Origin of the sequence: Diaphorobacter caeni (genome assembly GCF_015354245.1) — a bacterium.
GTDB lineage: Bacteria > Pseudomonadota > Gammaproteobacteria > Burkholderiales > Burkholderiaceae_C > Diaphorobacter_A > Diaphorobacter_A caeni.
Map to the genome: position 1 here is coordinate 261,353 of NZ_JADKYZ010000006.1, position 13,245 is coordinate 274,597.

Annotated in this window: 13 protein-coding genes and 2 pseudogenes; 9 read left to right on the plus strand and 6 right to left on the minus strand. The window is 62.6% G+C overall.

All coding sequences use genetic code 11. The features are described from left to right. Positions 1–51 precede the first annotated feature (51 nt). The 9 genes from ISG32_RS16465 (at position 52) to ISG32_RS16505 (ending at position 8,591) form a co-directional block, all read left to right on the plus strand. On the plus strand, positions 52–501 hold the full coding sequence (locus ISG32_RS16465) for a carboxymuconolactone decarboxylase family protein (RefSeq protein WP_194772105.1): 450 nt from the start codon (positions 52–54) through the stop codon (positions 499–501). Positions 502–583: 82 nt separating this feature from the next. Next, complete coding sequence (locus ISG32_RS16470; RefSeq protein ID WP_194772106.1) at positions 584–961, plus strand: nuclear transport factor 2 family protein; 378 nt, start codon at positions 584–586, stop codon at positions 959–961. A 184-nt stretch (positions 962–1,145) separates the two neighbouring features. Beyond that, entirely contained in the window at positions 1,146–1,703 is a 558-nt protein-coding gene (locus ISG32_RS16475; protein ID WP_194772107.1) for a sigma-70 family RNA polymerase sigma factor, read from the plus strand. After that, positions 1,700–2,704, plus strand: a complete 1,005-nt coding sequence (locus tag ISG32_RS16480; protein WP_194772108.1) for a FecR domain-containing protein — start codon at positions 1,700–1,702, stop codon at positions 2,702–2,704. Before ISG32_RS16475 ends, ISG32_RS16480 begins: the two co-directional genes overlap by 4 nt. A gap of 194 nt (positions 2,705–2,898) precedes the next feature. Continuing rightward, a complete protein-coding gene (locus ISG32_RS16485) occupies positions 2,899–5,388 on the plus strand; it encodes a TonB-dependent siderophore receptor (protein WP_194772109.1) in 2,490 nt (829 codons plus the stop codon). A 78-nt stretch (positions 5,389–5,466) separates the two neighbouring features. Beyond that, on the plus strand, positions 5,467–7,086 hold the full coding sequence (locus tag ISG32_RS16490) for a PepSY-associated TM helix domain-containing protein (protein ID WP_228529876.1): 1,620 nt from the start codon (positions 5,467–5,469) through the stop codon (positions 7,084–7,086). Then, positions 7,083–7,385: a DUF3649 domain-containing protein gene (locus ISG32_RS16495; protein ID WP_194772111.1), complete on the plus strand. Its 303-nt coding sequence runs from the start codon at positions 7,083–7,085 to the stop codon at positions 7,383–7,385. The genes ISG32_RS16490 and ISG32_RS16495 overlap by 4 nt, the downstream gene beginning before the upstream one ends. Beyond that, positions 7,382–8,242: a DUF3325 domain-containing protein gene (locus ISG32_RS16500; protein WP_194772112.1), complete on the plus strand. Its 861-nt coding sequence runs from the start codon at positions 7,382–7,384 to the stop codon at positions 8,240–8,242. Before ISG32_RS16495 ends, ISG32_RS16500 begins: the two co-directional genes overlap by 4 nt. An 88-nt stretch (positions 8,243–8,330) precedes the next feature. Then, entirely contained in the window at positions 8,331–8,591 is a 261-nt protein-coding gene (locus ISG32_RS16505) for a hypothetical protein (RefSeq protein WP_194772113.1), read from the plus strand. Between the two features lie 184 nt (positions 8,592–8,775). Here the strand turns inward: ISG32_RS16505 and ISG32_RS16510 are convergent, their stop codons facing one another. The 6 genes and pseudogenes from ISG32_RS16510 to ISG32_RS16535 all read right to left on the minus strand — a co-directional run bounded on the left by ISG32_RS16510 (position 8,776) and on the right by ISG32_RS16535 (position 13,245). Then, positions 8,776–9,216: an acetyltransferase gene (locus ISG32_RS16510; RefSeq protein ID WP_194772114.1), complete on the minus strand. Its 441-nt coding sequence runs from the start codon at positions 9,214–9,216 to the stop codon at positions 8,776–8,778. A 52-nt stretch (positions 9,217–9,268) separates the two neighbouring features. Further along, a pseudogene (locus tag ISG32_RS16515) lies at positions 9,269–9,490 on the minus strand (arsenical resistance protein ArsH); the annotation flags it as partial. Between the two features lie 198 nt (positions 9,491–9,688). Next, positions 9,689–10,153, minus strand: a pseudogene (locus tag ISG32_RS27585) (IS3 family transposase); the annotation flags it as partial. A gap of 73 nt (positions 10,154–10,226) precedes the next feature. Beyond that, the gene (locus tag ISG32_RS16525) at positions 10,227–12,545 is read right to left on the minus strand and encodes an ATP-binding protein (protein WP_194772116.1); all 2,319 of its coding nucleotides are present in this window, start codon (positions 12,543–12,545) and stop codon (positions 10,227–10,229) included. After that, positions 12,542–12,889 carry a circadian clock KaiB family protein gene (locus ISG32_RS16530; RefSeq protein ID WP_194772117.1) on the minus strand — a complete coding sequence of 116 codons (348 nt, stop codon included), beginning with the start codon at positions 12,887–12,889 and terminating at the stop codon, positions 12,542–12,544. Before ISG32_RS16530 ends, ISG32_RS16525 begins: the two co-directional genes overlap by 4 nt. Continuing rightward, a complete protein-coding gene (locus ISG32_RS16535) occupies positions 12,886–13,245 on the minus strand; it encodes a circadian clock KaiB family protein (RefSeq protein WP_194772118.1) in 360 nt (119 codons plus the stop codon). Before ISG32_RS16535 ends, ISG32_RS16530 begins: the two co-directional genes overlap by 4 nt.

Genomic DNA, 13,245 nt, shown 5'->3' on the forward strand with positions numbered 1-13,245 from the left:
AGTAACTGCTTGCCCCGCCTTTTGGGGTTCATGCAATGACAAGGATGTGAGATGACAGCTCGTATTGACTACGACCAAGTGGCTCCAGGTGCTTCTACGGCGTTGGGAGGTGTCTACGGTTATGTGATGAAAAGTGGCTTGCCGGCAGAGTTGGTCGAGCTTGTCTACCTTCGCGTCTCTCAAATCAACAATTGCGCCTATTGTTTGGACATGCACACGCGTGACTTGCTCGCCAAGGGGGTTAAGGTCGAGAAACTGGCGCTGCTTCAGGCGTGGCGCGAAGCAGGGCGGTTGTTTGATGACCGTGAACGAGCCGCACTGGCTTGGGCAGAATCGGTCACCCTTGTCGCGCATACGGGCGTACCTGACGAAGACTTCGCGCAAGCGAAAGCGGTTTTTGGCGAAAAGGAGTTGGTCGACCTGACTGTGGCTGTGAGTTTGATGAATGCCTACAACCGCATGGCGATCAGCTTCAGGAATACACCGAAGGCGGCTGCCTAACGGCGGTATGGCGGTACGGCGGTACCTTTTTTAGCCGCCGCACGGCTATGCTGCGTGCATCACGAATTCTAGGAGTGCATTGATGAACGCAGCGCTGACGCTCCAGCTTTCGCGACTTGAGGCAGAACTCCACCAGCCAGTGATTCGTGCAAATGCAGCGCGCGTGATGGAGCTGCTGCATTCTGAATTTGAAGAGATCGGACAGTCAGGCCAGAAGTATTCACGAGATGCCGTTGTTGAAGCCCTCAGCAATGAATCTCTTGCTGGTGACATGGTGGCTGATGCCTATGCGGTAACGGAGCTGGGACCGGGAGTGGCGCTTCTGACCTATCGCGCAGCACATCAACATCAGAACGGAACCCGTAGCCGGCACACGCTAAGGTCATCAATTTGGCTGTTGGTTGATGGTCAGTGGCAACTGCGATATCACCAAGGGACGCCGACAAACGAAATTTGGTAGTCCCCATCGGGGTAGGCACGATGTTTGGAAGCACGGGTACCTGCTCACGCTCGTCTTCTGTCTTCCCCGCACTGGCTGCGCAGTGCAAGCAAGGGCGTGCGCGCTTTCGCAATTTGAGAATACAATAATAAAAATCATTCTCATTTAAAAGCGAGTCGGCATTGAAGCCGTCGGCGCATCCGCCATGTCCACAGCCTCCAGTCCACCGCACTCCGAGATCGCTGCGCTTTACGTCGATCACCACAGTTGGTTGATGGGCTGGCTTCGCCGTCGGCTGGGCTCGGCGGCGGAGGCGGCCGATCTGGCGCACGACACCTTCGTGCGGCTGCTCGTCGGCAAGACGCAGCGTCGCTTCTGCAGCGCTGGCGAGGCACGGGCCTATCTGCGGACCACCGCGCAGAACCTGTGCATCAATCTCTGGCATCGGCAGGAGATCGAGCGCGCCTGGCTCGACATTCTGGCTGCGGCGCCTGAGGCGACCTATCCGTCGGGCGAGCGCCAGGCCATCGTGCTGCAGGCACTGGAAGAGATCGTGCGCACGCTGCAGTCGCTGTCGCCCAAGGCGGCGCGGGCGTTCACGCTGGCGGTGGTGTGCGACATGACGGACGACGAGGTGGGCGCCGAGCTCGGCATCTCGGGTCGCATGGTGCGCAAATATGTGGCGCAGGCGATGCTCGCCTGCCTTTCTCTGAACGCCCGTCAGACCGCCGCCGAGCTTAGGCAGGAGGGGATGGTTGCATGAAGCTGGGGCAGGGCGCGAGCGCCGACGCTTCCTCCATGCCGTCGCACGCGGATCTGGAGCAGGCGGCGCATTGGTATGCCTGTCTGCGCGACGGCAAGGCAAGCGCGCGACAGCGGACTGCGTGGCAGATCTGGGTTTCGGCGGCGGACTCGCACGCGCGGGCCTGGCAGTACGTGGAGGACATCAGCCGTGCACTTGAGCCGGTGCGCACGCTGCCGCAGGCGCGTGATGTCGCGCAGCAGCTCCACGCGGTGGACGACCGGCTGCGGTCCCGACGCCGCGTGCTCGCGAGCGTGGCGCTGCTGGCGAGCGGCGGTGTGGTCGGTGCGCTGTGCTGGCGTCAGTCCTGGTTGCCCGATGGCGTGATGGCGTTGGCCGCCGACATGCGCACCGCAACGGGCGAGCAGCGGCGGATGACGCTGGACGATGGCACGCGTTTGTGGCTCAACACCGCGAGCGCGGTCGATGTCCGGTTCGGGGCGGCGGAGCGCCGCATTGTGCTGATTTCCGGCGAGGTGTTCGTCGAGACCGCGAAGGACCCACGGCCGCTGCTGGTGCAGACGCGTCAGGGCCGCATGCGCGCGCTGGGCACGCGGTTCAATGTGCAGCTGGGTGAGTCGAGCACGCAGTTGGCAGTCTACGAAGGAGCGGTCGAGATCCGCACCGCGACGTCGGACGCGACACTGGTCGTCGGCGCGGGCCGGCAGACGTCATTCACGATGCACGATGTCGCGCAGACCGATGCGGCTGACATGGCGCGCCAGATGTGGACGCAGGGCTCGCTAGTGGCCAACAACCTGCCTCTTGGTCAATTCGTGCGGGAGCTCGGGCGCTACCGCAAGGGCCATCTGGGCGTTGCCGATTCCGTGGCCGATCTGGTCGTCTACGGCAGCTTTCCGGCGCACGACACGGACCGGGCGCTGCAGATGCTCGCTTCTGCGCTGCCCGTGCGCATCGCGCAGCCGCTGCCGTGGTGGACCAGCATCGAGGCGCGGCGCTGATTCAGCGTCTTTCAAATATTTTTCAGTTTTTTTCGATTTCAGGTTCCGGGTTTTGACGTCTCGTTGGTTTTGTTCCATGAGAAGACCTCATCGCCAAGCCATCCTGCGCTCGTTCACGCCAGGGCACGCGGCTGGCTGGCGATGGGGATTTCGCCTCATCGCATTCCCATTTCCTTAGCCGGAGCAAGCCGTCCATGTCCGTACGCAGAGCCAAGCGCGCCATCAGCAACAAGCTGCGCAGCAAGAACCATTCAACCCGCAAACTGGCGATCCCGCTGCTGATCGTCGCCAGCGGCATTGGCGCGATCAGCCATGCGCCGCTTGCGCTCGCGCAGACGACAACCGCAGCGCAGGCCGCGCGCAGCTACGACATTCCCGCAGGGCCGCTGAGCCAGGCGCTGACACGGTTTTCGGCGGAGGCCGGCATCTATCTCGTCGGCAACGGCAGCATGGCCGAGGGCAAGAGCACGGCGGGGCTCAAGGGCAGCTACAGCGTATCGGCCGGGCTGTCGGCATTGCTGGCCAATTCGGGGCTGGAGGCTTTTGTACAGGCCGATGGCAGCTACGGGCTGCGCGCGCGCAGGGCGGATGCGCAGGTGAGCCCACCCGTTGCGGCGGGCGCCACTGCACTCGCAACGGTCACCGTCACCGCCAAGGCGGATGCGGGCACCGCATCCGAAGGCACTGGCAGCTACACGCAGAAGGGCCCGAGCCGTACGGCCACCGGGTTGAATCTGTCGCTGCGCGAAACGCCGCAGTCGGTGTCGGTGATGACGCGCCAGCGCATGGATGACTTCAAGCTCGAGACGCTGACCGACGTGATGGAGCAGACGCCCGGCATCGCGGTCTACCGTCAGAACAACGCCTCGGATTTTCAGGCGCGCGGCACCAGCGTGAATCTGCAGACCGATGGCATGGCGCAGGTCACGAGCGGCTGGTACTACCTCACCAGCACCATGTTCTCACTTGACGACATGGCCGAGGTCGACCGTGTGGAGGTGCTCAAGGGCTCGTCCGGTCTGGTGGTCGGCAAGGGCAATTACGGCGCGACCGTGAACATGATCCGCAAGCGTCCAACGCGGGATTTTCAGGCCAACGTGCGTGCCAACGCGGGCAGTTGGGACACCTACCGTGCGCAGGCCGATGTGGGTGGGCCGCTCAACGAATCGGGTTCGGTGCGTGGCCGGCTGGTGGCGTCGGCCATGGATTCGGGCGGCTTTCGCGACTTTGAAAAGTCCAGCAGCAAGATGCTGTTCGGCACGCTGGAGGCCGATCTCACGCCCGACACGCTGCTCAACGTCGGCCTGACCTACCGCGAGCGCGACGCCAAGGGCATAGGCACGACCCAGCCCATCCAGCGCTATACGCGCGCAGGCGGAGAAGTGGCGTGGATGCCGCGCTCGTTCAACACCGGAGCGCCCTGGGGCGGCTACGAGCAGAAGGGGCTGAATCTGTTCGGCAGTCTGGAGCAGCGCCTTGCCGATGACTGGACGGCGGCCCTCAAGTTCTCGCACCAGCGAGTGACCATGGACGACATGATCGCGGGCTACTACTACGATCAGGACCGCGCGAGCTTCGGCCGCTGGCGCAACATGGAGACCGACAACTGGACCGTGAATCTGGACGTCAAGGGCTCGTTCGATCTGCTTGGTCGCTCGCATGAGCTGCTTGCAGGAGCGGGCATCTCGCGCTTCTACAGCAATGTGCAGTTGCCGCTCAACTCGCTGAATCTGGTGCCGCTCGACCAGCTCGGCGTGAACATGGCCCAGGGCGGGGCCGCGCTGCCCATGCCCGACTACAGCAAGCTGAACTACGGCGACAACAGCTTCAGCCAGAAGCAGCGTTATGCCTATGCGGCCGGGCGCTTCCGCGTGGCCGATCCGCTGCAGGTGATCGCGGGGCTGCGCGTCACGCGCTTTGAAGAGCGCGACACCACGCCGTTCTGGTGGAACTACGACATGAAGGAAAACGGCGTGGTCACGCCGTATGCGGGACTGGTCTACGAGGTCCATCCGAACGTGTCGCTGTATGCGAGCTACGCCAACATCTTCCAGCCGCAGACCGCGCAGGACGAACGTGGCACCACGCTCAAGCCCGAAGAGGGCAACACTTACGAGATCGGCGCCAAGGGCGAGTTCTTCGACAAGCGCCTGAACGCCAGCATCGCCCACTTCTGGATGAAGACCAAGAACACGGCGGAGGAAAGCGGCGGACTCACACCCGGCGGCGACACCGCCTACCGCGCGGTCTCTTCGGCCACCCGGCGCGGTTGGGAGCTCGAGCTGTCGGGCGAACTCGCGCGCGGCTGGCAGGCGCAGGGCAGTCTGGTGCAGCAGAGCAGCTCGCTCAACAACGCAAGCAAGTATCCCAAGCACCAGTTCAAGCTCGGTACGACCTACCGCTTCGACGGCGACCTTCGCGGCCTGACAGTGGGCGCATCCACGCGCTGGCAGACCAAGACCTCGGTGAACAACAGCGCCGCCACGTTGTCGCAGGACGCCTATGCGCTGTTCGATCTGATGGCACGCTACCAGGTCGACCCGCATCTCTCGTTCAGCCTGAACATCAACAATGCGTTCGACAAGCAATATCTTTCAGGGCTCACCAACTTCAGCGCGTCAGGGCTTTTCTACACATGGGGCGCGCCACGCAGCGTGAACGTGGGCATGCGGTATGACTTCTGAGTCGACGCATTCGAAACAAAGCCCGGCTGAGCCGGAGACAGGGGAGTCGCGGCGATGAAGGAGGGCTTTCGCCAATGCATGGCCTGGCTGCACACCTGGACGGGCCTCGTGGTGGGCTGGGTGCTGTTTTTCGTCTTCGCGACCGGCACGCCTGGCTATTTCCAGTACGACATCACGCGCTGGATGCAGCCCGAGCGTCCGCAGGTACAGCGCGTGGCGATTCCCGAAGCCGACAGGGCGCAGGTGCTTGGCAGGGCGCTGGATCGCCTCGAACAGCTGGCGCCTACGGCAAACAGCTGGCGCATCACGCTGCCGCACGAAGCGTTGTCGCCGCGCGGCTGGCAGGAGTTTTCGATCCGCTGGGAGGAAGCTCCCAAGCCCGGTCATGAGCGCGGCGTGAGCGGCAACGAGCGCCTCGATCCTCTGACCGGCGCGCTGCTGCCGGGCGAGGTGCAGCCGCGCGCCACGGCGGGCGGGTTCGGTCTCTACCGCATGCACTACATGCTGCGCTATCTGCCCTATGACTGGGCGATCCGGCTGGTCGGCATCTGCACCATGCTGATGCTGTTGGCCATATGTAGCGGCGTGGTCGCGCACAAGCGGATCTTCAAGGACTTCTTCACATTCCGTCCCGGCAAGGGGCAACGCAGTTGGCTGGATGCGCACAACGCTGTCAGCGTCATGGCGCTGCCGTTCTTTCTGATGATCACCTACAGCGGTTTGGTGTTCTTTCTCTTCACCTACATGCCTGCCGGGCGCGACGTGCAATACGGCAGCAATCAGGCGGCCAACAAGGCCTTCTATGACGAACTGCTCGACCGCCATGCCCACGCGCCGTTTGCACGCCCGAAGGCGGACATCGCGGCGCTTGTGGATCAGGCCGAAAAGCGGTGGGGGCCTGACCGCATCGCGTCCGTCGTCGTCGAGAGGCATGTGGGTGACGGCGAGGTTGCGGAAATCGTCATCACCCATACGCAGGGCGGCCAACTGGATTTTTGGAATCCCGCCAAGCTGCGATTTGATGCCGACACGGGCGCTGCGCTCCCTGAGGAGCCCAACTCCGGTGGTGACGCGCGACTCACGCAGAGCGTGATGCTGAATCTTCACGAAGGACTGTTCGCGGGCATCTGGGGGCGCTGGCTGTACTTTGTCGCGGGGCTGCTCGGCTGCGCCATGATCGGCACGGGATTGGTGCTCTGGACCGTCAAACGCCGCAGACACCATCTGGCAAGCGGCAGGGACGTTGACGAGCGTTTCGGCGTGCGTTTGGTGGAGATATTGAACGTGGCCACCATCGCCGGTCTGCCGTTGGCGCTCGCGGCGTATTTCTGGGCCAACCGGCTGCTGCCGCTGGAGATTGCGGATCGCTCGGCATGGGAGTTCCATGCGGTGTTCGCCGCGTGGCTGGGTACTTTGTTCTACGCGATGGCGCGCCCGCTCGCGCGCGCCTGGGTGGAGTTGCTGTGGGGCAGTTGCCTCGCGTTCGCGTTGGTGCCGGTGATCAACGCGCTTACCACCGACCGCCATTTGCTCAACAGCCTCGCGGCTGGAGACTGGGTGTTTGCCGGTTTCGATCTCACTCAGATCGGTCTGGCCGCGCTTTTCGCGCTGATGGCCGTGAAGGTGCAACGGCGTCTGCTGCCCGCCTCCCGAACGGTCGCGCAACCACATTCCGCAACGGCGAAGGAGGCCGCATGAGCCAAAACAAAACCATGCCGACCAGCGACCGCCTGGCCGTTGCCTCGCGTGTGGCGGCCGCAGCCTTCGGCGGCTACGCGCTCGCGTCCGCCGCCACGGTGCTCATGGCGCAGCTGTGGCCGGCCACGCGCGCGCAGGCGCTGCTCTGGGCCACCATGCTCGGCTTTGCTGTCTATGCCGTCGCGGTGATCTGGGTATTCACTACGCGCAGTGCCACGCGCGCATGGATCGGCGTGGCTGCGACGGCGGCCGTGCTCACGGCGATGGCGTGGGCCATCCATGCGGGAGGCAAGACATGACGCCCGACACGTTGACCGGCACGCATCTGCTCGTGCTCGTTTTGGGTTTGCTGGCGTTTCTGTCGTTGGCCTTTGCGACCGAGCGGCACGGCGAGCATCTGCTGGGCCGCACGCCCTCTCGGCGCTGGCAAGGTTTGGCGCGCGTCGCGGGATGGTTGCTGCTGGCGCTCTCGCTCGCCTATGCCATCACCGCGCTTGACGTGGGTGTCGGCATCGCGCTGTGGCTGGGTTGGCTCAGCATTGCGGCGCTCGCGTGGGTGTTTATCTTCCCGCGCTGGCCGTGGCAGCCGCCCGCGCGAGACAAGCCGCAGCGCCAAGTCCAGTCAAATGGCGAGCCAGGGAATGGGGCACCGACTTCGCCCCCACGACGCGGAGCGAGGACCATCGCGGCGCTTCTGTTGCTTGCCACGAGCATCGTGTTCGCCACCGGGCTTGCGCGCGTGCAGTTGCCGCCGCTCGAGCGCAGCTACGCGCTCACGGGGCAGGTCGGCCCGTGGACATTCACGCTGGTCGAATCCGACCGCAACCCGCCCCAGCTTGTGGACATGGACATCCCGATGAAAGAGTTCCGTTTGCGCTTCTGCGATGCATGCGACCAGCACATCCGGTTGGCGACGCTCAAAGTCAACCAGCCGCGCAGCCTGCGTGCGACGGGCATGGGCTTCATGGGACAGCGTTGGGAGCGTCGTGCCGAAATCTCACTGCCGGATACCTTGCGCGCCGACAGCGAGCTGTGGCTGACAGTGACCGGAAAGGATGGCAATGTGCATCAGACCTTCTGGCGCATGGATCAAGTCTCGCCCGGCACAGTGGCATGGTTTGAACAACAAAGGAAAGCGCCCGATGCACAGCCCTGATCGCAGAATTTTCCGCCGCCTGCTGAGCGTATGCGCTGCATGCGCGTCCCTTCATGTCGCAGCGCACGAGCCCGTGGCCCGTTGCGTCATGCTGGACACGCAAACAGTGCGTTGCCGCGGAGCCAACAACGACGGACAGGAGATGCCCGGCGCGCGCATGGAGGTCATCGCGCACAGCGGCGAAACCCTGCTTGACGCCAGACTCGATGCGCGCTCTACGCTCACCTTCAAACAACCGACGCAGCCGTTCTATGTGCTCTTCGACATAGGTCCCGGTCTGCAGACAGTCGTGGAGCAGGAAGAAATCCTGCGTTCCCCGGTACGCCGTGCGCGTTGGATGCAGAAGTGAATGGTCCTCTCTCCAGACACAAAGCAGTCAAATTGCCGAATTGCGCTGGCTTTCAGGACCAAGACCGGAAACAGCTTTTGGGTCACTGAACATGCTTCTGCCGAGCAAACTGCGGCAGGTGATGTCGAGTAGCGGCGTGGAGCGGCGGTGATGCCATAGCTCGCCGCCGGTTGGGTGCGATCTTTCAGATCGCGCCGTATTTCAGATGAATGATGGGATAAGGGCGGCCTTGCCCATCAAGCGGTGAGCGGCCTGTGCGTTGAAAGCCCATTCTTTCGTAGAACCCTACAGCTTGGGTGTTCTGCTCGTTGACATCCGTGGTCATGCTGGGATGAAGCGAAAGACCATGTCTTATCAGTGCTGCGCCAATGCCTTTGCCGCTGTGTTCAGGGTCAACAAACAAGGCCTCCATATGCCCATTGTCAACAAGCATGAAAGCCAATGGACAGTTGCTGGAGTCCACGGCCAGCCAGAGTGGAGCCTGTGGCAGAAAATCGGACACCATCGCGTCAATGGCTTGGCGGTCCGTTTCAGTCAGAAAATGGTGCGTCGCATCCACCGCGCGGCGCCATATTTCAACGGCACGTTCACCATCCTCGGGTCGGCTTGTTCGTATGGAGGTCATTTTTTTCTATTTCACTTGGATGCTGAACGATGACTGACTGCAGCAGTTTCGCTCACATGTTCGCCATGGTTTTAGCGTGCATTTTTGCTCGTTCTTCCTTGCGTTCGCTGTAGCGGTCCACCAGGTACGGCGCGATGTCACGGGTCAGCAGCGTGAATTTCATCAGCTCTTCCATCACATCCACAACGCGGTCGTAATACGCCGATGGCTTCATGCGTCCGTTTGCTTCAAACTCCTCGTAGGCCTTGGCCACAGAGCTTGGGTTGGGAATGGTACCGCGCGCCCACTCTTGACGTGGCTGACGCACCAGCGACTGCTTGCCGCAATGGTGCATGTGTTGCTGGACTTTTTAAGAGAGGCTAACGAAACTTCAATCGGAGGCCTGCAAATGCATTTATGAATAGTCCCGTCTTCCCTAGACACGCTTGATCCGCTGGGAATGACGTCTTTCGAACTCTACCGGAGACACATCTCAGGCGGTGCTGTAACGCCTCTTTGGGTTGTAGAACATCTCGATGTAGTTGAAGGCATCGCCCTCGCTTCATCGCGCGTTGGATAGATCTGTCGACGAATACGTTCACGCCTGAGTAACCGGAAGAAGCTCTCGGCTACGGTGTTGTCATGACAGTTGCCCCGATGGCTCATGTTGGAGAGCAGATTGTGATCGTCCAGGAAGTCCTGCCAATCATGGCTGGTGAACTGACTGCCCTGATCTGAATGCACGATGACAGCACGCGTGGGTCGGCGACGCCACAGAGCCATCACCTACGCATCAAGCACCAAGCCTGTACTGACCCGCCAGCCCGCAATCCAGCGGACTTGGACATCAATCACAAAAGCCACAAACATCTGCTCCTGCCATGTCGGGGACAAAGGTGAAGTCCAAGACTCGAAACTGGTCCGGACGCTGCGCTTTGAATTGCCGATTGAGCACATTCGATGAGGCCTTCAAGCGGAAAGCCGCCATGACCACTTGCATCCGCCCTTGCTACTGAAATATGCCAAACCAATCAGGCAGCTCTTTCGTCGTTGCTGAGCATCTTGATCTTGTCGGCCAGTTCGGCGATCTCAAAGGGTTTGGTCAGTACATGCATGCCGGGTGCCAGCAGGCCGTTGTCCACGGTGGCCACTTCGGCATAGCCGGTGATGAACAGTACCTTGAGTGCGGGCCATTTCTCGCGCACGGCGTCGGCCACCTGGCGGCCGTTGAGGCCGCCGGGCAGGCCCACGTCGGTGATGAGCAGGTCGATCTCGATGGGTCCTTCCAGAATGCGCAGGGCGGAGGGGCCATCTTCGGCGGTGGTCACCACATAGCCGGCCTCTCGCAGCTCTTCGGCGATCAGGGTGCGGATGGTGGCTTCGTCGTCGATCAGCATGATGCGCTTGCCTTTGCCGTTGGGCACGGCGCTGGTGTTGCGGGTGCTCTCCATCGCATCCTCTTCGCTGAAATGGCGTGGAAAGTACATGCGCATCGTCGTGCCCTGGCCGGGCTCCGAATGCACGCGCACCTGACCGCCCGATTGGCGCACAAAGCCGTACACCATCGACAGGCCCAAGCCCGTGCCCTGGCCGGTGGGCTTGGTGGTGAAAAATGGGTCGAAAATGCGGTTGATCAGTTCTCTGGGAATGCCGACGCCGGTGTCGGTGACGCTCAGCGCCACATACTCTCCGGGAGTCAGTTCGTGGGTCGCCGCTTCCAGTCCCTCCACCAGATGGTTGCTGGTCTCGATGATCAGCTTGCCGCCTGCGGGCGCCATCGCGTCGCGTGCATTGATGCAGAGGTTGAGCAGGGCGTTCTCGAGCTGCGGCACGTCGATCCTCGCAATCCACAAGCCTTCGCCATCGACCACCGTGAGCGAGACGTTGGGCCCAATGGAGCGCTCGATGAGTTCCTGCATGCCCGTGACCAGACGGTTGATGTCGGTGGCGCGCGGGTCCAGCGTCTGTCTGCGGGCGAAGGCCAGCAGGCGCTGGGTGAGCGATGCGGCGCGCTTGATGCCTTCGCTGCCCATGTCCAAGTAGCGATCGATGTCGTTGTAGTGCGCCTTCTGCAGGCGCCGGCGTATCAGCTCGAGGCTCACGCTCATGCCGGCCAGCAGATTGTTGAAGTCGTGCGCGATGCCGCCGGTGAGTTGGCCCACGGCCTCCATTTTTTGTGACTGGCGCAGGGCTTCCTGAGCGCCTATCAGCTCCTGCGTGCGGGCTTGTACGGTGGCCTCCAGACTCTCGTTGACTTCACGCAGACGCGCCTCGCTCTGGCGCAGGGCAGCAGCGTTGTTGACGCGATCAACCGCCGCCTCGGTGCGCTCCGCCACTTCGCTGATGAAGGACAGGTCGGCATTCGTCCAGTGGCGAACTTGGGCGTTGTGGATGAACAGCACCGCATACAGGCGCCCTTCCTGCAGATAGGGCACGCACACCAGTGATCGAATGTCGAGGCTGTCCAGCAGCGCCGCCATATGGCGGGTGCGCGGGTCGATTCTCGCGTCGCTGACGCTGACCGTGGCGCGATGCTCCAGCTCGCGGATCAGGTCTCCGAAGTCCTTGGCACGCACGCGATGGGCAATGGTGGATGCGCCGGGGGACAGCCATTCGCAGGCCACGCGCATGTTGTTGTCCGGAAGATCGAAGCGCACAAAACCGGTGCGCAGCACTTCCAATGTTTCGCCCAGCATCTGCACGGCTTTGTCGCCCACATCGACAGGGGTATCCAGCTCGCGCAGCGACTCGCCAAAGCGGGCAAGGGCATCGCGGCGCATGGACGTGCGGCGCGACTCCGTGACGTCGCGCACCACAAGCAAAGACCCAAAGCTTTGACCCGAAGGATCGAGCAGCGTGGACAGACTCTGCTCGACATAGATCGACGAGCCATCGTGCAGGCGATGGATGGCAGGGATGTCTGCGCGCGGCGGATCGGAGGGGAGTGGCGAGCCGGAATTCAGCGGCTCCGGCCGCACCGACAGATGCTCGTCCTGGATTTCGGTGAACAGGCTGGCCTTGTCACGCCCCAGAGCGGCATCGCCCTGAATGCCATAGCGCTGCTCGGCGGACTGGTTCAGGAAGATGAGCTTGTCGTCGCGGTCGAAAGCGAAGACCGCGTCCTTCATCTGCAGCAGCACGCCTTGGCGCAGGCGATTGTCGGTGGCGTTGGCGCTTTCCAGAATGTAGATGTCGTCGTTGACGACCAGTGCATCCACTTCGCCGGCGTGGATGGCTCCCAGCGTGTCTTCCAGTTCGCGCAGGCGCAGGCGCAGTTCCTGATTCTCCGCGGCCAGCGCAGCGATGTCCGATGGGGTGTCTGCCCCGGTTGAGTGGCCGGAGCGCATCATGGACTCGCAGGCGGTTGCAGGCAGAACCAGTCGCGCATGCGCGCAACATCCGAAAGGTCGCCGACCACACGGCGACTGGGCAGAGGCGCATACCGCACCAGCGTGGGCGATGCAATCACCTGGTCACGCTTGGCATCGGCCACATGGGTGGCAATGTCGAGCACGTTCAGCTCGTAGGCACCGGGCAGGTGCGCATTCAGAAACTGGCGGGCATTGACGATGGCCCGAGCCGACAGGGGCGATACCGCACTCACATAAAGGCGAAACCGCACCACCTCTGCGGCGGCCTCGGCGCTGAGCGATTCGAGGGTGGAATGGCCTTCGGGAGGGACTTCGCTTTTCATGACGACGAGATCGGCGCGCCATTGCCGGAGGAGATGGGTTGGATGTCGAGACCCACCAGCGCGCGCTCCTGGTTGGACAGGTCGCCGATGATGCGGCGCATGGGTTCGGGCATCTGGCGTACCACGGTGGGCACCGCCAGAATCTGGTCTCCCGCAGCGAGCGTGGGCGTTTGGATCAGGTCAATCACCTCTATGCTGTAGCGGCCCGCCAGATGTTCTTCGCACAACTGTTCCAGGTTTTGCAGGGCCGTTTCGGCGCGCGTGGTTTTGCCGGCGATATACAGACGCAGGCGCCATTCAGGCGTGGTGGCGGTGGGGGCCGCTTCATCGCGAGGAGTGAGCGTATTGGCTGCCAT